This window comes from Rhizobium sp. YJ-22 (assembly GCF_029601685.1).
GTDB lineage: Bacteria > Pseudomonadota > Alphaproteobacteria > Rhizobiales > Rhizobiaceae > Metarhizobium.
In genome coordinates, this window is the sequence record NZ_JARRIR010000007.1 from 87,943 (window position 1) to 109,987 (window position 22,045).

Genomic DNA, 22,045 nt, shown 5'->3' on the forward strand with positions numbered 1-22,045 from the left:
CATGGAAATGGGGCGGCGGTTTTTTGTTGCCTTTGGGGAGTGGCAATGTCCGGGGAATTCAATGCCGAACTGCATGCGCGCCCGTCCACCTATTTCACCGGGCCGGCCTTCGTCGAACACCTCGCCTTCATGCCGACCGACGATCAGGGCTGGCATAGCGCCGCGCTGACCACGGCGCGGCCCACCCATGTTTCGGCCGGCGTCCAGACCCGCGTCGAATTCCACACCGAATTCATCACCGTCACCCGCGTCACGGCCATGGCGACCAATGCCGAGCATTGGCCGATGCCGACGCTGACGGCGGCCGATGCCGAGCGCGAGGCCGGCGTCTCCGCCGCGCGCGTCATCTACCGACTGGCGGTGCTGGTGCGCAACGACGTGCCCGACGATCTGCTGCCCTATCTCACCCAATTCGGTTTCGCCGATACCGCCGCCTCCTATATCGGCGGCGATGCGGCGCTGATCTGCTCCGATTTCCATGACAGCACCGACCATGGCTGCCGTGTCCTGCTGTTCAACCGCTACCTGAACAGCTATCGCCTCGGCCGCATGGTGCGCCGCCTCTGCGAGGTGGAGACCTATCGCGCCATGGCGCTGCTCAGCCTGCCGCAGGCGCGCAAGCTGGGGCCGGAACTGGCCTCCTACGACCGGCGGCTCGCCGATCTCGCCAGCCGCAACCGCACCGTCGAGCCCGACGGCCACAAGCAGCTCCTCAACGAGATCTCGACGCTCTCGGCGCATCTGATCTCGGCGGCGGCGGAAACCCGCAACCGTTTCGGCGCCACCGCCGCCTATGCGAAGATCGTGGAAGAACGCATCGGCGACCTGCGTGAGACGCATGTGCCCGGCTTCCAGCGCTTCGGCGTCTTCGTCATGCGCCGCTTCCGCCCGGCGGTACGCACCTGCGAGGCCACCGCGCTGCGCCTCGAACAGCTCTCGCAGGCGGCGATGCATATCCTCGACCTGCTGCAGACCCGCATCCAGGTGGAGGTCGAAGCGCAGAATGCGGTGCAGATCCAGGCGCTCGCCGAACGCGCCGCCACCCAGCTCAAAATCCAGCGCGCCGTCGAAGGCCTGTCGGTGATCGCCATCAGCTATTACCTGCTCAGCCTGATGAAGACCGCCATGGAAGCCGCCGATCACGCCGGCTACCACATCAGCCCCTTCGTCATGCTGATCTCCATCCCCATCGTCATCTGCGCCGTGGCGCTGGCGATTTTCCGGGTGCGCGAGGCGTTCGAGAAGGAGTAAACCTCCGATACTTCGTCATCCTCGGGCTCGTCCCGAGGAAGAGGATAATGGATATCTCTTACGTGGTTAGATGCTCGGGACAAGCCCGAGCATGACGGAAGAGAGGGTAGGGCTGCCGTCTGAAATCACGCCTGCCCGGCGAGCAGCCGCCGGGCGTGTTGTGCCATCATCCGTTCCTCGTTGGCGGGGATGACCAGTGTTTCGAAGGGGCCGAGAAAGGCGAGGCGGTCGGTGATCGACTGGCGGATGGGTCCGGCGTGTTCGCCGATGCCGCCGGTGAAGACGATGGCGTCGAGGCCACCCATAGACACCGCCATCATCGCCATATGCTGCGCCACCCGCAGGGTGAAATAATCGAGCGCGAAGGCGGCGCGCGGATCGGCGGAGGCGAGCAGCGCCTCGACATCGTTGGCGAGGCCGGAAAGCCCCTTCAAGCCGGAGCGCTCGTAGAGATGATGCTCGGCCTCGTCGGGCGTCAGCCCCAGTTCGCGCTGCATGAAGATGACCGCGCCGGCATCGATGGCGCCGCAGCGCGTGCCCATCGGCAGGCCGTCCAGCGCCGTCATGCCCATGGTCGTGTCGATGCTGACGCCGTTGCCGAGCGCGCAGAGGCTGGCGCCATTGCCGAGATGGGCGACGACGACGCGGCCATGATAGAGCGACGGATGCTGTTCGCGAAGCGCGTGGGCGATCCATTCATAGGACAGCCCGTGAAACCCGTAGCGACGGATGCCCTTGTCGCGAAAATCCTTCTCGATGGCGAAGCTGGAGATGACCTCGCTATGGCCGGCATGGAAGGCGGTATCGAAGCAGGCGATGTCGAGCGCATCCGGGGCCAGCCGGTTCGAGGCGTCGAGGCCGGCGAGATTGTGCGGCTGGTGCAGCGGCGCGAGCGGCACGAGGCGGCGCAGTTCCGCCTCGATCTCCGGCGTGACGATCACCGGATCGGCAAAGCGCGTGCCGCCATGGACGATGCGATGCACCACCGCTTTGGTGCGCCAGTCGTCGTCATGGCAGTCGACCAGCGTCATCACCGCAGCGAGCGCCGCATCGTGGTCGTTGCCGCCGACCTCGGCCGAGAGCTTTTCACCATCGGCAAGCGTCGCGGCGAGCGCGGCCGCGCCGCCGATATCGGCAACCTTGCCCTGCATCAGCACATCGAGCGTATCAAGCCGGAAAACCTGGAATTTCAGGCTGGAGGAACCCGTGTTGAGAACGAGCAGCGTATCGATCATTTGATCAGCCCTTGCTTTCGCGCCTCGGCGAGCAATACGGCGAGCGCGCAGGAGAGCAGCCTTGTCTGGACACTGTCGGCGCGGCTGGTGAGCACGATGGGCACGCGCGCGCCGAGCACGATGCCGGCCGCTTGCGCGCCGCCGAGAAAAGTCAGTTGCTTGGCGAGCATGTTGCCGGCCTCGATATCCGGCACCAGCAGGATATCGGCATCGCCCGCGACCGGCGAGAGGATGCCCTTGTCGGCTGCCGCTGCGGCGCTGATCGCATTGTCGAAGGCCAACGGACCGTCGATCAGCCCGCCGGCGATCTGGCCGCGATCGGCCATCTTGCAGAGTGCCGCCGCATCCAGCGTCGCCGTCATCTTCGGATTGACGGTCTCGACGGCGGCCAGCGCCGCCAGCTTCGGCAGTCTTTCGCTGCCGAATACCACCCGCCAGAGATCGATGGCGTTCTGGGCGATATCGGCCTTGGCGGCGAGATCGGGAAAGATGTTGACCGCCGCATCGGTGATGATGAGCGGCTTGGGATAGCTGGCGATGGCCATCACATAGGCATGGGAAATGCGCCGCTCGGTGCGCAGGCCCGATTCGGCGCGCATCACCGCTCCGAGCAGTTCGTCGGTATGCAGCGCACCCTTCATCAGCGCCCCGACCCGGCCTTTCGCGGCCATCTCGACGGCGGCCTGCGCCGCCGCATGGCTGTGCTCGGTATCGACGATTTCCCAGCCGGAAATATCGAGGCCGGCGGCGGCCTCCGCAATCCGCGCCTTCGGCCCGACAAGGACCGGGACGATCAGGCCGGCGGCGGCGGCATCGAGGGTCGCCTGCAGCACGGCCGGCTGCACCGGATGCACCACCGCCGTCGGCAAGGGCGGCAGTCCGGCGCATTGGTCGAGGATGGTCTCGTGGCGGAAGAGCTCGATGTTCACCCGATTATCCCCGTCCCGCAGTCCAGGCCCAGTCGCGGATCTCCGGCATGTCCTCGCCGTATTCGCGGACATAATCGTGATGCTCGGCCAGTTTTTCACGCAGGGCATCGATGGCCGGGCCGGCTTTCTCCTTCAATCCCGGCACGCGCTCGATGGCCTCGATGGCGAGGTGGAAACGGTCGAGTTCGTTGAGCACCGTCATGTCGAAGGGCGTTGTCGTCGTGCCCTCCTCGATGAAGCCGCGCACATGGATGTTGCGGTGGTTGGTGCGCTTGTAGGTCAGGCGATGGATCAGGGTGGGATAGCCGTGATAGGCGAAGATCACCGGCCGGTCGGTGGTGAACAACCGGTCGAATTCGGCATCGGAAATTCCGTGCGGATGCTGGTCCTGCGATTGCAGGGTCATGAGGTCGACGACATTGACGACGCGGATTTTCAACGCCGGGATCGCCGCGTGCAGCAGCATGACGGCGGCGAGCGCTTCCATGGTCGGCACGTCGCCGGCGCAGGCCATCACCACGTCCGGCGCCACCGCGCCGTCCTCGGTGCCGGCCCAGTCCCAGATGCCGAGGCCGGCATCGCAATGGGCGACGGCCTCGTCCATCGTCAGCCATTGCGGCTCCGGCTGCTTGCCGGCGACGATGACGTTGATGCGGTCCCAGGTCTTCAGGCAATGATCGCCGACCCAGAGCAGCGTATTGGCGTCCGGCGGCAGGTAGATGCGCACGATGTCGGACTTCTTGTTGGCGACGAGGTCGACGAAGCCGGGATCCTGATGGCTGAAACCGTTATGGTCCTGCCGCCAGACATGCGAGGTCAGGAGATAGGTCAGCGAGGAAACCGGCTTGCGCCATTCCAGTTCCCTTGACACCTTCAGCCATTTGGCATGCTGGTTGAACATGGAATCGACGATGTGAATAAAGGCTTCGTAGCAGGAGAAGAAGCCATGCCGCCCGGTCAGCAGATAGCCTTCCAGCCAGCCCTGGCAAAGATGCTCGGATAGCACCTCCATCACCCGTCCCTCGCGGGAAAGATGCACGTCGTAGGGCTCTATGCCTTCCATCCACACCCGCTCCGTCGCCTCGAAAACGCTGCCGAGACGGTTGGACTCGGTCTCGTCCGGCCCGAAGATGCGGAAATTGCGTTCCGCGTCATTCAGTCTGACGACGTCGCGCAGGTAGCGGCCGAGAATTTCCGTCGTCTGCACCGAAATCGCGCCGCGCGCTTCGGGCGAGACGGAAATCGCATGATCGGTGATGTCGGGCGTCTTCAACTCCTTGCGCAGCAGCCCGCCATTGGCATGCGGATTGGCGCCCATGCGGCGCGTGCCGTCCGGGGCCAGCGCCCGCAACTCCGGTTTCAACCGGCCGTTTTCGTCGAACAGGTCGGCGGGATCGTAGGAGCGCATCCAGTCTTCGAGGATCTTGCGGTGATCGGCATCGCCGCGGCAATTGGCGACCGGCACCTGATGGGCGCGCCAGAAGCCTTCCACCTTCTTGCCGTCCACCTCCTTCGGCCCGGTCCAGCCCTTGGGGCTGCGCAGCACGATCATCGGCCATCGCGGCATGCCTTGCGCCTTGCCCCCCGAGCGCGCCTCGGCGCGGATGGCGGCGATGCGGTCGAAGACGGTGTCCAGCGTTTCGGCCATCGCGCGGTGCATCGCCTCCGGCTCATGACCCTCGACGAAGAAGGGTTCGTAGCCATAGCCCCGGAACAGATGGTCGAGATCGGCGTCGGCCATGCGGCCGAGGATGGTGGGATTGGCGATCTTGTAGCCGTTGAGATGCAGGATCGGCAGCACCGCGCCGTCATGGGCGGGGTTGAGGAACTTGTTGGAATGCCAGCTCGCCGCCAGCGGCCCGGTCTCGGCCTCGCCGTCGCCGATGACGCAGGCGACCGTCAGGTCCGGATTGTCGAAGGCGGCGCCATAGGCATGGACCAGCGCATAGCCGAGCTCGCCGCCCTCATGGATGGAGCCCGGCGTTTCCGGCGCGGCGTGGCTGGGAATGCCGCCGGGGAAGGAGAATTGCCGGAAAAGTTTCTGCATTCCCTTGGCGTCTTCCGAAATCTCGGGATAGATCTCGCTGTAGCTGCCTTCCAGATAGGTATTGGCGACCATGCCCGGCCCGCCATGGCCGGGGCCGCACATATAGATGACGTCGGCATCGCGGGCGCGAATGATGCGGTTGAGATGGGCATAGATGAAATTCAGCCCCGGCGTCGTGCCCCAATGGCCGAGCAGGCGCGGCTTGATATGCCCCGCCGCAAGCGGTTGCTTCAACAGCGGATTGTCCAGCAGGTAGATTTGCCCGACGGAGAGATAATTGGCGGCCCGCCAGTAGCGGTCGAGCAGGGCGAGGTCTTGGCGGTCATCGACTGTCGTCATCGTCGTCTCCTGATGCAGCGTGCCGGATGAATGCGACATAGGGCAGCAAGGGTCATTGTCATAGGTCAAGGGTGACAATGCGATGACGGTCGTGTGCAAAGACAGGATCGGACAAGAAAAAAGGGCCGACGAAAAAATCGCGGCCCATAAGGTGTGAAGGTCTAAACCTCCAGAGGGGAACAGATGAAACGGTGGGTCTGGGAGGAAACCACCATGTGCTTCATCTGCGTGCAAGATGCCTGCAAATTGTGCGAGGAGCAATGAATTTTTGTGCAATGCAGCTATGCATTATGCGCTTGGCAGGAGGCGCGGGTATGCGCCTCCGCTCAAATTTTCAGCGAATTTCAAAGAGCTGCGCCCAGCTTCAAGCCCTCGAAAACCGCTTCTTCCGCTGTGCGCGGCGCCAGACAGTCACCAGCCATGCGGATCTCGATATCGAGTCCGGCCAGTTCTTGTTGCAGTGCATCCTGCGGACGATGGCCAAGACAGAGCACCAGCGTATCGACGTTTTCGAACAGGATCGGCTCGCCGCTGGCGGTGTGCTGCATGTAGACGGTGCCGCTGTCGGCGCCGAACAGGCGGGCGTAGGGGGTGATGCGCACCTGCAATTTGTGCAGCTCGGCGACGAGATTGTCGCGCACATAGAGCGGCAGGGCCTCGCCGAGATGGGTGCTGCTCAGCGCCAGATCGACTTCGCAGCCGTCCCTGGTCAGCAGCTCGGCGATGCCGGGGCCGATCCAGTCGCTGCGCCAGTCGGCGACGACGACGCGGCGGCCGGGCTTGACCTCGCGGCGCAGGATCTGCCAGGCATCAACCACCTGCACGCTGCCGTCGTCGGCAATCTCGGGACGATAAGGGGCCGCACCGGTGGCGATGACGACGCTGTCGGGCTTTTCCCGTTCGACCAGTTCGCGATCGACGGTGATGCCGCGCTGGATGCGCACCTGCGCCAGTTCGAGTTCGCGCGACAGGTTGGTGACGATTCCACCGAATTCGGAGCGGCGCGGCAGCAGTTGCGCCAGATTGGCCTGACCGCCGAGCTGGCGGTTGGCCTCGTAGAGCGTCACGTCATGGCCGCGCTTGGCGGCGGTGATCGCCGCCTTCATGCCGGCCGGGCCGCCGCCGACCACCATCACCCGCTTGCGCTTCGCCGCCGGCGTCAGCGTGCCGTAGCGCAGTTCGCGCCCGGTTTCGGGATGCTGGATGCAGGAGATCGGCAGGCCGCGATGGAAATGGCCGATGCAGGCCTGGTTGCAGGCGATGCAGGCGCGGATATCGTCCGGGCGGTTGTCGGCAGCCTTGGCGGGCATGGCCGGGTCGCAGATCAGCGCCCGGGTCATGCCGCACATGTCGGCCTGTCCCCTGGCGATGATCGCCTCCGCCTCCTGCGGCTGGTTGATGCGGCCGGCGACGAAGACGGGGATTTTCAGGCCCTGTCGGAAGCGATCGGCATCGCTGGCGAGATAGCCGCTCTGATAGGCCATGGGCGGGGCGATATGCACCGCGCCGCCAAGCGTGGCCGAGGTGCCAGCGGTAATGTTGACGTAGTCCAGCAGGTCTTCCAGCCCGCGACAGCTTTCCAGTGCCTCTTCCTGGGTCAGGCCTTCCTCATCGCGTTCACTGGCGCTGATGCGCATGCCGATGACGAAGTCCTCGCTGGTCGCGGCGCGCATGGCGGCCAGCGCCTCGCGGGCGAAGCGCAGCCGGTTCTCCACCGTGCCGCCATAGGCATCCTCGCGGCGGTTGACGCGGGGATTGAAGAACTGCGCCGGCAGATAGCCATGGCTGGCAACGAATTCGACGCCGTCGAGCCCGGCCTGGAACATGCGCCGGGCGGCAGATGCATAGCCGTCGATGATCTCCTTGATCATCGAAAGGTCGAGGGCGCGCGGCATGACGCGGAACCGCTCGTTGGGGGAGACCGAGGGCGCATAGGCGACGGCCAGCAGCCCGTCGCCGCTTTCCATGATCTCGCGGCCGGGATGGAAAAGCTGCGAGAAGACGGTGCAGCCATGCGCATGACAGGCATCCGCCAGCTTTCGATAGCCTTCGATGCAGTCGTCGTCGGTGGCCATCAGCATATGCGAAGTATAGCGCGCGGTTTCATGCACGCCGGCGACCTGGGTGACGATCAGGCCGACGCCGCCCCTGGCGCGGGATTCGTGGTAGGCAATCAGCGCCTCGTTGACGAGGCCGTCGGTCGGCAGCGTCGTGTCGTGGCCGGTGGAAAGGATACGGTTCTTGATTTTCGCGCCGCGAAGGGTGATCGGCGAGAACAGATGCGGGAAAAGCGCCTCGGTCATTGGCCCTCTCCGCGCTTTGCCGCCGCAATCGCCTTCCAGTCGACCGGCGACAGGGCGTAGAAGACGGTTGCGCCGTCGCCCTCGTAATGCAGGCTGGTGTTTTCCGGGATCCACAGCACGTCGCCCGGCCCGGCCTCATGCACGGTATCGCCGACGCGCAGCCGGAACGTGCCGGCGAGCGTGACGATCAGCTCGTCATACAGCACCGTCCAGGCAATGGAACAGTCGTCGAAGCGGGCGATGCCGGCGCCCATCGAGCGGCTGATCTCGGGGCCGACGAGCCGGCTGATCGAGGCGCGAGCCGGGTCGTCGCCATAGGGTTCGAAGCTGCGCTCCGCCTTGCGGAACAGCAATACGTCGTTCATCGGCATTCTCCTCCCGTCATGTCAGGGGTGCTCAGGCCTTGGCGACCATGGTGTAGATCTTGCGGGTCTGCTCGTGAATGGTCCATTCGCCGCGCCAGCCGAGCGGCAGCACGAACATCTCGCCGGCGGCAATCTCTCGGGCCGAGCCGTCGCCATTGTGCAGCGTCACCCGGCCGCTCAGCAGGTGGCAGAGCTCGGCGGCCTGGCTGCGGTCGGCGGTGAAGCGGCCCGGCGTGCATTCCCAGACGCCGGTTTCCATCCTGCCGTCCGGGCTGGTCCACAGCGCCTTGGCCGCTTCCTGCTGCTCGCCTTCGATGGAGGTCGGCTTGGCTGCGAAATCGCCGAGGTCGAGGGCGAGGAGATCGCCGAAGTTTTCAAAGGATATCATCGTGTTTCCTGTCATTCAATCGTGTCGGCTCAGTGTCCGGTGATGCTGTCGGCGATGCCGGCGAGCTTCGAGGTATGGGGCAGGCCGGCGAATTCGCGTTCGTCGGCGATGCGGTAAAGCTGGTACATGGAGTGGACGCCGAGCCAGCGGAACGGCTCCGGCTCCCAGGGGCGCACCGTGCGGTTGACCCAAGGCAGGGCGGTCAGTTCCGTGTCGCGGTTCAGCACGAGGTCGGCCAGCGTGCGACCGGCGAGGTTGGACGAGGACACACCGAGCCCGACATACCCGCCGGCCCAGCCGATGCCGGTCGAACGGTCGAAACCGGCCGTCGTGCACCAGTCGCGCGGCACGCCGAGCACACCGCACCAGGCATGGTCGATCTTCAATTGCCGCGTCTGCGGCAGAAGGCGGGTGAGGATGCGGTGCAGCGCCTCGATGGTCGCCTGCTGCGTCTGGCCGTTGACGTCGGTCTTCGAGCCGAAACGATAGGGCACGCCGCGCCCGCCCATGGTGATGCGTCCCTCGCGGGTGCGCTGGGCGTAGCAATAGGCATGGGCCGCATCGCCGAGCAGCTCATGCCCTTCCCAGCCGATCTCCTTCCACAGCGCCTCCGGCACCGGCTCGGTGACGATCTGGGCGCTGTTGAGCGGCAGCCAGGTGCGCTCCTGGCCGGGCAGGCCGGCGGTAAAGCCTTCGGTGGCGCGGATGATTTTTGGGGCGCGCACCGTGCCGCGGTCGGTCTCGACCCGGCCCTTTTCGAAGCGGGTGACCGAGGTGCCCTCATAGATCGAAACGCCCAGGCTTTCGACGACGCGGGCCAGGCCGCGCACCAGCTTGGCCGGCTGCACGCGAGCCATGTCGTGGATGACGAAGGCCCCCCGGAGATTGGCGATGCGGATGCGCTTGGCCGCCTGTTCGGCCGAGAGCATTTCGATCTGCTCGGCCGGCATCTGCCAGTCGAGATAGAACTGGTATTCCTCGCGGGCGCGTTCGAGCTGCGGCGCATTGGTGGCGACGGTGATATTGTCGACGCGCAGGATATCGGCATCAATGCCTTCGGCTTCCGTGACGCGGACCACTTCGTCGACCGTGCCGGCCATGGCGCGCTGCATGTCGATGACCGCGCCACGGCTGGAGGTCTTCAGGTATTTTTCCCGCGACCAGCCGAAGCCGCCCGACAGCCAGCCACCATTGCGGCCCGACGCGCCAAAGCCTGCGAATTCGCGCTCCAGCACGACAATGTTAAGCGAAGGATCGGCCTTCTTGAGGTAATAGGCGGTCCAAAGGCCGGTGAAGCCGGCGCCGATGATGCAGACATCGGCGTCGCGGTCGCCGGGCAGGGCCGGGCGCTTTTGCGGGATGCCGCCGATATCGGCATACCAGAAGGAAATATTGCCGTTGGTCTTGACGTCCATGGGAGGTGCTTTCGATGGTTCAGGTCAGCGTCGTATCGGCGCTGGCATCGTCGGGGAGAAGGGTGAGATCGGCGGGGGTGAAGGTGAGGTCGACGGCGTCGCCGATTGCGAAATCGGCAGCCCCCAGCGGCGCGCGCACGACCGCAATCGTGCCGTCCTTGAGCTTCACCTCGTATTTGGAACCGGAGCCGAGATAGATCGCTTCCGCCACCGTGCCGGAGAGCCGGTTTTCGCCGCTGACGGCATCGGAGCCTGGACGTTTCAGCGCCACCCGCTCCGGCCGCAGCAGGATGACGGGGCTGGCTTCGCCATCCAGCCGGCCATGGGCGACGATCTTGTCGCCGCCGACGGTCATCACCGTATCGCCGTTGACGATCTCGCTTGCGCCGCGCAGCACGGTGGATTCGCCGATGAAGCGGCCGACGAACAGCGTCGCCGGATTGTCGTAGAGTTCGCGCCCCGTGCCGATCTGCTCGATGCGGCCGCCATTGAAGACGGCGATGCGGTCGGAAAGGACCAGCGCCTCCTCCTGGTCATGGGTGACATAGACGAAGGTGGTGCCGAGCTCGCGGTGGATGCGCTTGATTTCGAGTTGCAGCCATTCGCGCAGCTTCTTGTCGAGCGCGCCGAGCGGCTCGTCCATCAAAAGCAGCGGCGGATCGAAGACGAGCGCGCGGGCGAGCGCCACGCGCTGTTGTTGGCCGCCGGAGAGCTCGTTGGGATAGCGATGGGCGAAATCGGCCATCTTCACCATGTCGAGCGCCCGTTTCACCCGGCGCTCGCGATCGTCGCCCCGGATGCCGCGCAAGCTCAGCGGATAGGCGACGTTCTTGCCGACCGTCATATGCGGAAACAGCGCGTAATGCTGGAAGACGACGCCGATATTGCGCTTGTGCGAGGGCAGGCCGGTGACGCTCTTGCCGCCGATGTCGAGTGCGCCGGAACTGATGTCGGTGAAGCCGGCGATCAGGTTCAGCGTCGTCGTCTTGCCGGAGCCGGAGGGGCCGAGCAGGGTCATGAATTCGCCGGGGCGGATGTGGAGATCGATATCGCGCAGCGCCACGAAGGCGCCGTAACGCTTGGAAGCCTGGCGGATTTCGATCGCGGCGCCTGCGGAGCGTTGGGGTGCGTTCATGGGGATCAGGTCCTTCCGCGGCGCATGCCGAAAAGCAGGCCGGCAATGATGATGAGCGAGGTGGCCAGGAACAGCAGCGTGCCGACGGCGGCGACGGTCGGATCGGCGTCGCGGGTGATCGACGAATAGATCTGCACCGGCAGGGTTTTGAGATAGGGACTGGTGATGAACAGCGCGACGATGATCTCGTCGAATGAGGTGATGAAGGCAAACAACGCTCCGGAGAGGATGCCGGGCAGGATCAGCGGCAGCGTCACCGTGCGAAACACCGTCAGCCGGCCGGCCCCCAAGCTGGCCGCCGCCGTTTCCAGCCGGCGGTCGAAGACTTCGAGGCTGGCCTGCACGGCGATCAGCACGAAGGGAATGGCGAGCATGGTGTGCGCCAGCGCAAAGCCTGCGACCGTGCCGACCAGATGCGCATCGAGATAGACCGCATAGATGCCAATCGCCAGCACCACGCCCGGCACCACCATCGGCGTGATCAGCAAGGCGCGCAGCAGCCCGCCGGTGCGCGACGCCGCCCGAGTGACGCCGAAGGCGGCGAGCGTGCCGATGACCGTCGCGGCGACGGCGACGATCAGGGCAATAACAAGCGAATTGGTGAAGCTCGTGGTCCAGTCCGGATTGGTGAGGAAATTCTCATACCACGCCCAAGTGAAGCCGACGGGTGGAAAGGCCAGCGACTTGTTGCCGTTGAACGACATGGGAATGACGACTAGCGTCGGCGCCAGCAGCAGGATTGCGACGAGCAGGCAGAAGAGGCCGAGAAGCGTGCGCGAGAGCGACATGGATCAGGCCTCCCTGCGCGTGCGCGTGTGTTTCTGGCGCATCAGCGGTGCCGCCAGCGCCAGCAACACGAAGGTCGCGACCAGCAGCACGACGCCCATCGCGCCGCCGCGTCCCCAGTTCAGCAGGCTCAGCACCTGGTTCTGCACCAGCGACGACAGCATGGTGCTGCGCGGGCCGCCGAGCAGGGCGGGCGTGATGTAGAAACCGAGCGACAGGATGAAGACGATGATCGCGCCGGCATAGACGCCGGGCAGCGACAGCGGCACGTAGATCTGCACGAAGGCGCGCCATGGCTTTGCGCCGAGGCTGCGGGCCGCCTGCAACAGGCGGGTATCGATGCCCTTCATGACCGAATAGATCGGCAGGATCATGAAAGGCAAAAGCACCTGGGTCATGCCGATGACGACGCCGGGCAGGGTGCGGATCAGTTTCACCGGCGACAGGCCGATGCCGCGCAGCATGGAATTGATGACGCCGGAATCCTGCAAGAGGATCACCCAGGCGAGCGTGCGCACCACGCCGCTCAGCCAGAAGGGCACGAGCACGCAGAGGATCAGCGCAAGCCGCAGGTTCTTGCCGGCGATGGTCATGGCATAGGCATAGGGGTATGCGCAGATCAGCGATGCCAGCGTCACCCAGGCGGCGACGACGAAGGTGCGCTGCAACACCGTGCGGTTGACGGCCGACTGGAAGAACCAGACGTAATTGTCGAAGCCAGGCGCCGGATCGGTAAAACTGCGGACAACGACGATGGCGAGCGGATAGGCAAGGGCTGCGAGCAGCACCAGCACGGCCGGCGCCGCCAGCCAGACGGCGCCGCGAAAGCGGAAGCGCGGAAGGAGAACGGGCCGGTCAGGCGTATCGGTCAAGGTCGTCTCCCGTGGTTGTGTTCGGGTGAAGCAGAGCAATGGCTTAGGACATGAAGCCGTTGTCCCAAACCCCTTCTCCCCGAGGGGAGAAGGGGTTTGCGGCATAAGCCTGTCCTCAGTTACCCGAAAGCACGGCGGCCCATTGCTCGCCGGCCTTGTCGAAATTCTTCACCCAGAACGGGATGTTCTGCTGATAGCCTTGCGCGATGCGCTCCGGCGTCGAAGTGAGGAAGGCGGTGGTGTTGGCGTCGACGTTCGGCTTGGCGTCCATGTTGATCGGCGTATACGAGGTTTTTTCGGTCAGCACTTCCTGCGCTTTCTTGCCGAGATAGGCGTTGAGCAGCGCATAGGCCGCATCGGTGTCCTTGACGCCGACCGGGATGGTCATCTGGTCCATGACGACGAGCCAGTCCTGCCAGACCGGGGTGTATTGCGCGCCGTTCTTGACGGCGGTCATGGCGCGGCCGGTCCACATCATGATCATGTCGGCTTCGCCGGATTCGGCCAGTTGCTGGCTTTCCGCGCCGGTCTTCCAGTAGATCGTGTCGGGGCCGAGCGCGCGCACCTTGTCCATCGCCTTGGCGATGTCGGCCTCGGTCATCGTCTTGGGATCGCCGCCGGTCGCCTTGAAGGCCTGCTCGATCAACCCTCCGGTCGGGTCGCCGCTGCCGTCGATGGCGCGCGTGCCGGGGAATTTTTCAGTGTCGAAGAAATCCTGCCAGTTCTTCGGCGGATTGTCCTTGTACTTGTCGTTCTTGTACATCAGCACGACGCCGTAGTTCATCGCCGGCACCGAGCATTCGCCGACCTGGCCGGGCGGGATTTTCGAGACGTCGAGCTTGGTGAGATCGAGTTTCTGGAACAGCGTGCCGCAATGGACGTAGGGCGGCAGGTCGGCGGTGTCGACCACGTCCCAGGTGACGTTGCCGGCATCGACCTGGGCCTTCAATTTGGCGATTTCGGTCGGGCCGTCGTTGAGCAGCGTCACGCCGGATTTCTGGACGAAATCCTGGAGGGCGGCGACCTGGCCGTCCTGGTAGATGCCGCCATAGGACACGAAAGTCAGGGTCTTGCCCTTGAGCGAGCCTTCCTTGACTTCGCCGGCGACGGGCTTGTCCTGTGCAAATGCCGGTAGTGCCAGCGCGCAGGTCATCATCAGGGCGAGAGCCCTCGAAAAAGTCTTCATCCTTGTCACTCCCAGTAACGCTCGGTTCCGTTGTGTCCTGCCCCGGCTACGAGCCGGGCCGTGGCAGGTATTGGTCAAGCTCATCCGCGACGCTGGTCGGCGGCGCGATCATCCAGACGACTTCGGCCGGTTCCTCGCCGATATTGACGGTCTTGTGCGGAACCGAACTCGGATATTCGATGCTGTCTCCCGACAGGAGCACATGGCGCTCGTTGCCAAGCGTCAGCTCGACGCGGCCACGGATGACGAAGAACAGCTCGTGCGAATCCCCATGGCTATAGGGCTTGTCGCCCGTGGAGCCGCCGGGATCGAATTCACCGATATAGACTTCCATGTCGCGGATGGGGCGCCGCGACAGAAGCATCTTGCGATAGCCTTCGGCCGGCGGCAAGGCAGGCCGCTCCGCTTTGCGCAGAACCCGCCCGACCGGCGGCGTCGCCTCCTCGAACAGGTCCGTAAGGCTGATGCCGAGGGCGCCGGCAATCCGCATCAGCGTGCTGGTATTGACGCCGCTCAAGCCCCGTTCGAGCTGGCTGAGGAAACTTGCCGTGGTGCCCGTCGCCTCCCCCAGCGCCCGCAGCGACATGCGCCGCGCCGTGCGGAACGCCTTGACCTTTTCGCCGATGGCGTCCTGGTTCTTTGCCGCTATGGCGATCTCGTCCATGGCCTCGCTCCTCACTTAACAGCATATTAAGTGGCCGACCGCTTGGCAACAGCGAAAATCGAACCGGCCCGGTTTTTTCGCACCCAACCCCGGCAAGACGGAATCGAAAGGGGATGCGGAACTTCTCACCGACCTTGCGAATTCTTCCGCCATGACCGGACCCAGCCGCAAGCCCTGCACCGCCTTCGACGCTCGCGATCGCCTGATCCTGGCGCTCTATGCGCAATTGAAGGCCGAGCGCGAGACGCGGGCGGCGATGGAGGAGGCGATCCGCGGCGGCGTTCTGTCGCCGGCGGTGCTGGAGGCCATGGCCGCCGACCCCGTGCCGGTGATCACCGGCGAGGAGGTGGCGGCGATCGAGACATTGCTGGAAACGGAGCCGCAACGGCCCCGGGGATGAAATGGAAGGCGAGGCGATGGCGCGACGGGCAAGCTGGAAAGGCAGGCTGACATTCGGCGAGGAAAGCTGCGGCGTGGCGCTCTACAGCGCGCTGGAATCCGCCGAGCGCATCTCCTTCAACATCATCAATCGCAAGACCGGCCACCGTGTCGAGCGCCGCTATATCGACAGCGAGACCGGCGCGGAAGTCGCCCGCGACGCGCAGATCAAGGGCTATCCGCTCGACGACGACACCTATGTCGCCGTCGAGCCCGACGAACTGGCCGAACTGATGCCGAAGGGCGACAAGACGCTCGCCGTCGACGGTTTTCTGGGCTGCGGCGACTTCGATCGGCTCTATCTCGACAAGCCCTATTTCCTCGGCCCGGCTGAGCCTCAGGACGATGCGACGCTCACCGCCTTCGCGGAAACGCTCGCCCGCAACGACATGGCAGCGATTGCCGATGCGGTGATGTTCCGTCGCAACCGCAAGCTGGTCATCCGCGTTTCGGAGGGCCGGCTGATCGCCACGACGCTGCATTTCGATTACGAGGTGCGCCCCGCCAAGGCCGCCTTCCGCAACCTTCCCGATCTGAAATTCGATCAGGAAATGCTCGATCTCGCCGCCCATATCATCGACACACGCGCCGGCAGCTTCAAGCCGCAGACCTTCGTCGACCAATATGACGAGGCCTTGCACGAACTGGTCGAGGCCAAGATCGCCGGCAAGCCCTTGCCGAAGCGGGCGCTGCCGAAACAGGAAAACGTGGTCGACCTGCGCGATGCGCTGCGCCGCAGTGCCAGCCTTGCCGACGGCGGGAAACCGGCGACGAAGCGCAAGAAGGCGGGCTGAGCCATGGACGAGCTGAAGACCTACAACAGCAAGCGCCGTTTCGACCGCACGCCGGAACCGGAGGGCAAGCGGGCGGCAAGCGGCGGCTTCAGCTTCGTCATCCAGAAGCACGATGCCCGCCGGCTGCATTACGATTTCCGGCTGGAGCTGGACGGCGTGTTGAAAAGCTGGGCGGTGACGCGCGGCCCCAGCCTCGATCCCGGCGAAAAGCGGCTTGCCGTGCATGTCGAGGACCATCCGCTCTCCTATGGCGATTTCGAGGGCGCCATTCCCAAGGGGCAATATGGCGGCGGCACCGTCATCGTCTGGGATCGCGGCACCTGGAAACCGCTGGAGGATCCGCACAAGGGCTATCGCAAGGGCCATCTCGAATTCGAGCTGGAGGGCGAAAAGCTGCATGGCCGCTGGCATCTGGTGCGCATGAAGGGCCGGGCCGACGAAAAGCGCGACAACTGGCTGCTGATCAAGAGCGAGGACGAGGCTGCCGATCCCGATGGCGACATCCTGAAGAAGCTGCCGGATTCGGTGAAATCGGGCCGTTCCATCGAGGAGGTGGCGCGCGCGCCCGGCGATAGCTGGAATTCGCGGCCCGTCGGCAAGGCGGCGAAGGCGACACCTGCCAAGGCGCAGAAACCGCAGGCGCATGACTGGCCGAAGGGTGCGCGCAAGCGCAAGCTGCCGGATTTCCTGCCGCCGGCGCTCGCCATCCTGAAGCCCAGCCCGCCGCGCGGGGAAAAATGGCTGCACGAAATCAAGTTCGACGGCTATCGCTTGCAGGCCCGCATCGACCACGGCGCGGTGAGGCTGCTGACCCGCAGCGGCCTCGACTGGACCGCGAAATTCGGGGACGCCATCCTCGACGCCCTGAAGGCGCTGCCGGTCTCCGAAGCGCTGATCGATGGCGAGGTGGTGGTGGAAAAGGCCAGTGGCTCCTCCGATTTCTCTCTGCTGCAGCAGGATTTGAGCGAGGGCCGCAAGGATCGTTTCACCTTCTATGCCTTCGACCTGATGCATCTCGACGGGCACGATCTCTGCCCGTCGCCGCTGGAGGAACGCAAGGCGCTGCTCGAAAAGCTGCTGCCTGCGGCCACGCCGGCCATGCGCTACAGCGAGCATTTCGGCGAAAGCGGCGATCTCGTGCTCGAACATGCCTGCCGTCTCAGCCTCGAAGGCGTGGTCTCCAAGGATCGAACCGGCAAGTATGTGTCGGGGCGCAAGGGAAGCTGGGTCAAGTCGAAATGTTCCGAAAGACAGGAACTGGTGATCGGCGGCTTCGCGCCGTCCTCGGTCTCGCCGCATGCCATCGGCTCGCTGGCGCTCGGCGTCTTCGAAAAGGAGGGCCTGCGGCATGTGGGCCGGGTCGGCACCGGTTTTACCCAGGCGGTCGCCGAGCAGCTTTTCGAACGCCTCGATGCGTTGCGCCAGGACAAAAGCCCGTTTGCCGACAAATTGACGGCGCTGGAGCGCCGCGATCTCGTCTATGTCAAGCCGGAGCTGATCGCGGAAATCGAGTTTCGCGGCTGGTCGGCAGATGGCAATCTGCGCCATGCCTCTTTTCGGGGCCTGCGCGAGGACAAGGAGGCCGGCGAGGTGAAGCGGGAATCGCCAGAAACCATGAAAGCGAAGACGCCTGTGGCGCGCAGCTCGGTCAAGCTCAGTCATCCCGACCGCATCTATTGGCCGGAGGAGGGGGTCACCAAGCAGGGGCTTGCGGATTATTATGCCGAGGTCTGGCCGCTGATGGCGCCCTTCGTCGTCGACCGGCCGCTGGCGCTCCTGCGCTGCCCGGAAGGCATCGGCGGACAACGCTTCTTCCAGAAGCATGCCTGGCGCGGCATGAACAAGACCATCGCCCGCATCGCCGATCCCAAGGACAAGGGTGGCGAGCCGCTGGTGCGCATTCTCGATTTCGACGGCCTCATCGGCCTGGTGCAGGCCGCCGTGCTCGAAATCCACCCCTGGGGCACGACCACGAAGACCTGGGAAAGCCCCGACATGATCACCCTCGACCTCGACCCCGGCGAGGACGTCGCCTGGAGCGCGGTGATCGAGGCGGCGCTGAAACTCAAGGAGAAGATCGAGGCCGCCGGTCTCGTGCCTTTCGTCAAGACCTCCGGCGGCAAGGGCCTGCATGTGGTCATTCCGCTGAAGCCGCAGGCGCGCTGGCCGGCGGTGAAGGCTTTCGCGAAGAAAATGGCCGAAACCCTGTCGCGCGAGGAGCCCGACCGCTATCTCTCCGTCGCCACCAAGGCGAAGCGCAACGGCCGCATCTTCATCGATTACCTGCGCAACGGCCGCGGCAACACCGCCGTCGCGCCCTATTCGACACGGGCGCGGCCGGGCGCGGCGGTCTCGATGCCGCTCGCCTGGAGCGAGCTGACGGAGGAGATCGGCCCGACCAGCTTCACCGTCGAAAATGCCGGCCGGCGCATCGCCGCGCTCGAGCGCGATCCCTGGGGCAATTTCTTCGCTTCCGCACGCCCTCTGCCGAAAGCGAAGTGATCAGCCGCGCTTTTCCGAGGCGAGGCTTTTCTTCAGCGCATCCATGAGGTTGATGACCTTGCCGGACGGCGCGGCGGCGCGCTTGGGGGCCGGTTTCTTCTTCTGCTTCTTCGTCTTGGCGCTCAGGAGTTTTTCGATCTTGTGCTGCACCGGGTCGCCGAGCAGGGAAGGCGCCCAGTCGAGCTGTTCGGCCTTCACCAGCTTGTCCATGGCGGCGTCTTTTTTCGGTTTCTTCGGTACATCGAAGACATGCTCCGCCTCGCGCAACTCATCGGCATAATGCAGGGTCCAGACGACGATGCCCTTGCCGCAGGGTTCCAGCGCAACCGGATGCTCGCGGCCGTAAAGAACCAGCCGCGACAGGCCTGCGACCTTCTTCGCCTCCATGGCGGCGCGGATGACGGCGAAGGCTTCCATGCCGACCTTGTCGGCGGGCATCATGAAGTGCGGCCGCTCGTACCACAGCCAGTCGATGGCGTCGGCGGGCACGAAACGGTCGATATCGATGGTGCGGGTGCTTTCCACGCCGAGCGCGTCGATTTCCTCGTCCTCGATCAGGACATAGTCGTCTTCGCCCTTGGGATAGCCGCGCACCTGGTTCCGGTCCGCCACCGCCCGGTGGGTGACGCTGTCGACATAACGGCTGGTGACCCGGTTGCCGGTGGCGCGATTGAGGATGTGGAAGCGGACTTTCCGGCTTTCCGTCGTCGCCGGCGTCAGCGTCACCGCCGCCGTCACCAGCGAGAGTTTCAGATAGCCTCTCCAGAAAGCCGGGCGCGCCATGCTTGCCTCTCCGTCGCGTTTGGTTGGCATAATCCGCATTATGGAACTCAATGTCGTTCCATCTTCGGGATTGCGATCAGCCCGTTAACGCAAGGCGGATGGAAAAAGTTTCGGGCAGTCCTATGGCTGCCCGAAACCTGTGTTCTCAGAATTCTTCCCAGCTCGCGTCCGAAGCGGATGGCGCGCCGCCGAAAGCCGCCGTCAGCTTGCCGGTGAGCGCATGGGCGGGCGATGTGACCGGGCGGGCGTTGCCGGGGGCGCTGCGCGGCCCGCTGGCGGCGTCGCGCGCCGGCGCCGGCCGTGGCGCCGCGGCGCGCGAGACGGGTGCTGCGGCGAAGCTTGTCCCACCGCCGCTGGCCTGCAGGCGCGGTGCGGCGGCGTGACCTGCGCCGAGGTTGAACTGCGCCAGCCGGGCCGAGAGCGCCGTGACTTCCGACACCAGCGTATGCGAGGCCGCATTGGTTTCCTCGACCATCGAGGCGTTGCGCTGCGTGCCCTGGTCCATCTGGTTGACGGCGGTATTGATTTCCTGCAGCCCGACCGACTGTTCGCGCGCCGACTGGACGATCGCCTGCACGTGACGGTCGATTTCCTGCACTTCCGCGACGATGTTGCGCAGCGCATCGCCAGTCTCGCCGACGAGGCCGACGCCGTGCTTGACCTGACCGCCGGATGAGGTGATCAGGCTCTTGATTTCCTTGGCCGCCTGCGCCGAGCGTTGCGCCAGTTCGCGCACCTCCTGGGCGACGACGGCAAAGCCCTTGCCCGCCTCGCCGGCCCGTGCCGCCTCGACACCGGCATTCAGGGCCAGCAGGTTGGTCTGGAAGGCGATGTCGTCGATGACGCCGATGATGTTGGAGATCGATTGCGAGGATTCCTCGATGGCGCTCATCGCCGCCACCGCATTGCGCACGATCTCGCCGGAGTGCTCCGCCCCCTGTTTGGTGCGGGCGACGCGCAAACCGGCCTCTTCGGCGCGCAGGGTCGAATCCTTGACCGAGGTGGTGATTTCCTCCAGCGCCGCGGCGGTCTGCTCCACCGAGGCCGCCTGCTGCTCGGTGCGGCGGGCCAGATCGTCGGCCGCGGCGCGGATTTCCTCCGAGCCTGCCTGGATGGTCGCGGCATTCTGCGAGAAGGACAGGAGTGCGGCCTGCAGCTTTTCCACCGAGACGTTGAAATCCTTGCGGATCTCGTCCAGGGCTTCGCTGAAAGGTTTCTCCAGCCGCACGGTCATGTCGCCATCCGAGAGTTTCGCCAGCCCATGGCCGAGCTCGGCGACGGCAAAGCGGATCGCCTCCTCGCGTGCGGCATGGGAGACGGAGCGTTGCTGGCGTTCCTGCTCCTCGCGGTCGCGGTTGGCCTCGGCCTCCTGCTCCAGGGTGATCTTGCGGCGGTTGCTGTCGAGCAGGATGCCGAGCGAGCGTGCGAGATCGCCAAGCTCGTCACGGGCATCGGCGTCCTTCAGCGCGACATGGATGTCGCCGCCGGCGATCTGCCGGGTCTCGCGGATGATATTGTCGATGCGGCGGGTGAATTTCCGCGCGATGAACCAGACGGCGAGGCCGAGCAGCAACGCGGTGGCGCCGGTAACCAGCGCCGCGGTCCACAGGATATCGTAGAGCTTCGCGAAGACCGTCGCCTTCGGCACGGAGACGATCGCATACCAGTTGAGGTCGGGCGTCAGCTTGACCGGCATGGCGACCGAGATCAACGGCGCGCCATCGGCACCCGCCGTCTGCACCGCATCGCCGGGATGGGCGATCAGGTCGCCCCAGGCGGCGGTCTTGTCGCCGGCATCCTTGATCGACTTGGCGGTCAGCCCCGAATCGGGATGGCTGACGATGACGCCGGCGCCGGTGACGAGGCCGAGAAAGCCGGTGCCCATCGGCTTGACCGCCGAGAGCGTCTTGTGGGTTTCGGCCAGCGAAATATCCATGCCGGCGACGCCCACCGCCTTCCCCTCCCAGAGGATCGGCGTGGCGATGGAGGTCATGGCGACCTTTTCGCCGCCGATATCGTAGAGATAGGGCTCGACGATCACGGTTTTGCGCTGCGTGAAGGCCAGCTGGTAATAATCGCCATTGCCGGGAATCGTGTAGTCGATCAACGCCTGGTGGCTGATCTTGCCGCTGTTGCGCACCCAATAGGGAACGTAGCGGCCGGTGGCGTCATGGCCTTCCTTGCCGACGAAATCGGCATCCTTGCCGTCGAAGGCGTTGGGTTCCCAGCCGGTCCAGGTGCCCAGCACGCTCGGGCTGTCTTCCAGCACGGTCTTCAGCAGCAGGTCGGCGCGGGCGCGGTCGGCATCGCCACCCTTCTTCATCGCCGTCAGGCCTGAGCGCAGGTTGGCGGTCAGCTCGACGCCGGTCGACATCGAGCGTTCGATGTCGGCAGCATAGCTGCCGGCGATCTGCCGCATCTCGGTGATGCTGGCGTCGCGGATATTGTCATAGGCGAAGGACAGCAACAGGCCCGTTGCCGCCACCGTCGCGATCAGGCCACTGCCTGCGATCAATGCCATATTTCGACTTGTGGCGGACTTGAATAGCATCGGAACTCCCCTCGCCTGCTAACCGAACCACTTCTCCCCAACCGTTTGAAATGCGCGCATGC

The 22,045-nt window shown here is 65.0% G+C and carries 18 protein-coding genes; 4 read left to right on the forward strand and 14 right to left on the reverse strand.

Annotated elements, in window-relative coordinates; genetic code table 11:
* The first annotated feature begins 45 nt into the window (after positions 1–45).
* Positions 46–1,251: a DUF3422 domain-containing protein gene (locus tag P7F60_RS17075; protein ID WP_277918950.1), complete on the forward strand. Its 1,206-nt coding sequence runs from the start codon at positions 46–48 to the stop codon at positions 1,249–1,251.
* 125 nt (positions 1,252–1,376) lie between these two features.
* On the opposite strand, the gene P7F60_RS17080 is transcribed toward P7F60_RS17075, so the two are convergent.
* From P7F60_RS17080 to P7F60_RS17135, 12 genes are all read right to left on the reverse strand, one after another.
* Complete coding sequence (locus P7F60_RS17080; RefSeq protein ID WP_277918951.1) at positions 1,377–2,486, reverse strand: acetate/propionate family kinase; 1,110 nt, start codon at positions 2,484–2,486, stop codon at positions 1,377–1,379.
* Positions 2,483–3,415, reverse strand: a complete 933-nt coding sequence (locus tag P7F60_RS17085; protein WP_277918952.1) for a bifunctional enoyl-CoA hydratase/phosphate acetyltransferase — start codon at positions 3,413–3,415, stop codon at positions 2,483–2,485. Before P7F60_RS17085 ends, P7F60_RS17080 begins: the two co-directional genes overlap by 4 nt.
* A gap of 4 nt (positions 3,416–3,419) precedes the next feature.
* Entirely contained in the window at positions 3,420–5,801 is a 2,382-nt protein-coding gene (locus tag P7F60_RS17090) for a phosphoketolase family protein (protein WP_277918954.1), read from the reverse strand.
* 344 nt (positions 5,802–6,145) lie between these two features.
* Positions 6,146–8,104, reverse strand: coding sequence for an FAD-dependent oxidoreductase (locus P7F60_RS17095; RefSeq protein WP_277918955.1), 1,959 nt, complete (start codon positions 8,102–8,104; stop codon positions 6,146–6,148).
* On the reverse strand, positions 8,101–8,469 hold the full coding sequence (locus P7F60_RS17100) for an AraC family ligand binding domain-containing protein (RefSeq protein WP_277918956.1): 369 nt from the start codon (positions 8,467–8,469) through the stop codon (positions 8,101–8,103). Before P7F60_RS17100 ends, P7F60_RS17095 begins: the two co-directional genes overlap by 4 nt.
* 31 nt (positions 8,470–8,500) lie before the next feature.
* Positions 8,501–8,857, reverse strand: a complete 357-nt coding sequence (locus P7F60_RS17105; protein ID WP_277918957.1) for a cupin domain-containing protein — start codon at positions 8,855–8,857, stop codon at positions 8,501–8,503.
* Between the two features lie 29 nt (positions 8,858–8,886).
* Positions 8,887–10,272 (reverse strand): FAD-binding oxidoreductase, encoded by a 1,386-nt coding sequence (locus tag P7F60_RS17110; protein ID WP_277918958.1) that lies wholly within the window; start codon positions 10,270–10,272, stop codon positions 8,887–8,889.
* 19 nt (positions 10,273–10,291) lie between these two features.
* Positions 10,292–11,407, reverse strand: a complete 1,116-nt coding sequence (locus tag P7F60_RS17115) for an ABC transporter ATP-binding protein (protein WP_277918959.1) — start codon at positions 11,405–11,407, stop codon at positions 10,292–10,294.
* Positions 11,408–11,412: 5 nt separating this feature from the next.
* Entirely contained in the window at positions 11,413–12,195 is a 783-nt protein-coding gene (locus tag P7F60_RS17120; RefSeq protein ID WP_277918960.1) for an ABC transporter permease, read from the reverse strand.
* 3 nt (positions 12,196–12,198) lie between these two features.
* Complete coding sequence (locus P7F60_RS17125) at positions 12,199–13,065, reverse strand: ABC transporter permease (protein WP_277918961.1); 867 nt, start codon at positions 13,063–13,065, stop codon at positions 12,199–12,201.
* Positions 13,066–13,180: 115 nt separating this feature from the next.
* Positions 13,181–14,251, reverse strand: coding sequence for an extracellular solute-binding protein (locus P7F60_RS17130; RefSeq protein ID WP_277918962.1), 1,071 nt, complete (start codon positions 14,249–14,251; stop codon positions 13,181–13,183).
* Between the two features lie 46 nt (positions 14,252–14,297).
* Positions 14,298–14,915 carry an XRE family transcriptional regulator gene (locus P7F60_RS17135; RefSeq protein ID WP_277918963.1) on the reverse strand — a complete coding sequence of 206 codons (618 nt, stop codon included), beginning with the start codon at positions 14,913–14,915 and terminating at the stop codon, positions 14,298–14,300.
* Positions 14,916–15,066: 151 nt separating this feature from the next.
* Between P7F60_RS17135 and P7F60_RS17140 the strand changes: the two genes are divergently transcribed.
* From P7F60_RS17140 to ligD, 3 genes are read left to right on the forward strand one after another with little or no spacing between them, the layout of a single operon-like run.
* Entirely contained in the window at positions 15,067–15,315 is a 249-nt protein-coding gene (locus tag P7F60_RS17140; RefSeq protein ID WP_277918964.1) for a hypothetical protein, read from the forward strand.
* Between the two features lie 16 nt (positions 15,316–15,331).
* Positions 15,332–16,147 (forward strand): Ku protein, encoded by an 816-nt coding sequence (locus tag P7F60_RS17145; protein ID WP_277918965.1) that lies wholly within the window; start codon positions 15,332–15,334, stop codon positions 16,145–16,147.
* Positions 16,148–16,150: 3 nt separating this feature from the next.
* On the forward strand, positions 16,151–18,649 hold the full coding sequence (ligD, locus tag P7F60_RS17150; RefSeq protein ID WP_277918966.1) for a DNA ligase D: 2,499 nt from the start codon (positions 16,151–16,153) through the stop codon (positions 18,647–18,649).
* On the opposite strand, the gene P7F60_RS17155 is transcribed toward ligD, so the two are convergent.
* Together P7F60_RS17155 and P7F60_RS17160 are read right to left on the reverse strand one after the other, a co-directional pair.
* Positions 18,650–19,432 carry a Ku protein gene (locus tag P7F60_RS17155; RefSeq protein WP_277918967.1) on the reverse strand — a complete coding sequence of 261 codons (783 nt, stop codon included), beginning with the start codon at positions 19,430–19,432 and terminating at the stop codon, positions 18,650–18,652. It abuts the gene before it with no gap.
* Between the two features lie 145 nt (positions 19,433–19,577).
* Complete coding sequence (locus P7F60_RS17160) at positions 19,578–21,983, reverse strand: methyl-accepting chemotaxis protein (RefSeq protein WP_277918968.1); 2,406 nt, start codon at positions 21,981–21,983, stop codon at positions 19,578–19,580.
* Between the last annotated feature and the right edge of the window lie 62 nt (positions 21,984–22,045).

Excerpts from the sequence above, each read along its gene's own strand:
- P7F60_RS17075 (WP_277918950.1), top strand. The coding sequence starts at position 46 with ATGTCCGGGGAATTCAATGCCGAACTGCATGCGCGCCCGTCCACCTAT.
- P7F60_RS17080 (WP_277918951.1), bottom strand. The coding sequence starts at position 2,486 with ATGATCGATACGCTGCTCGTTCTCAACACGGGTTCCTCCAGCCTGAAA.
- P7F60_RS17090 (WP_277918954.1), bottom strand. The coding sequence starts at position 5,801 with ATGACGACAGTCGATGACCGCCAAGACCTCGCCCTGCTCGACCGCTAC.
- P7F60_RS17095 (WP_277918955.1), bottom strand. The coding sequence starts at position 8,104 with ATGACCGAGGCGCTTTTCCCGCATCTGTTCTCGCCGATCACCCTTCGC.
- P7F60_RS17100 (WP_277918956.1), bottom strand. The coding sequence starts at position 8,469 with ATGAACGACGTATTGCTGTTCCGCAAGGCGGAGCGCAGCTTCGAACCC.
- P7F60_RS17105 (WP_277918957.1), bottom strand. The coding sequence starts at position 8,857 with ATGATATCCTTTGAAAACTTCGGCGATCTCCTCGCCCTCGACCTCGGC.
- P7F60_RS17110 (WP_277918958.1), bottom strand. The coding sequence starts at position 10,272 with ATGGACGTCAAGACCAACGGCAATATTTCCTTCTGGTATGCCGATATC.
- P7F60_RS17115 (WP_277918959.1), bottom strand. The coding sequence starts at position 11,407 with ATGAACGCACCCCAACGCTCCGCAGGCGCCGCGATCGAAATCCGCCAG.
- P7F60_RS17120 (WP_277918960.1), bottom strand. The coding sequence starts at position 12,195 with ATGTCGCTCTCGCGCACGCTTCTCGGCCTCTTCTGCCTGCTCGTCGCA.
- P7F60_RS17130 (WP_277918962.1), bottom strand. The coding sequence starts at position 14,251 with ATGAAGACTTTTTCGAGGGCTCTCGCCCTGATGATGACCTGCGCGCTG.
- P7F60_RS17135 (WP_277918963.1), bottom strand. The coding sequence starts at position 14,915 with ATGGACGAGATCGCCATAGCGGCAAAGAACCAGGACGCCATCGGCGAA.
- P7F60_RS17140 (WP_277918964.1), top strand. The coding sequence starts at position 15,067 with ATGACCGGACCCAGCCGCAAGCCCTGCACCGCCTTCGACGCTCGCGAT.
- P7F60_RS17145 (WP_277918965.1), top strand. The coding sequence starts at position 15,332 with ATGGCGCGACGGGCAAGCTGGAAAGGCAGGCTGACATTCGGCGAGGAA.
- ligD (WP_277918966.1), top strand. The coding sequence starts at position 16,151 with ATGGACGAGCTGAAGACCTACAACAGCAAGCGCCGTTTCGACCGCACG.
- P7F60_RS17155 (WP_277918967.1), bottom strand. The coding sequence starts at position 19,432 with ATGGCGCGCCCGGCTTTCTGGAGAGGCTATCTGAAACTCTCGCTGGTG.
- P7F60_RS17160 (WP_277918968.1), bottom strand. The coding sequence starts at position 21,983 with ATGCTATTCAAGTCCGCCACAAGTCGAAATATGGCATTGATCGCAGGC.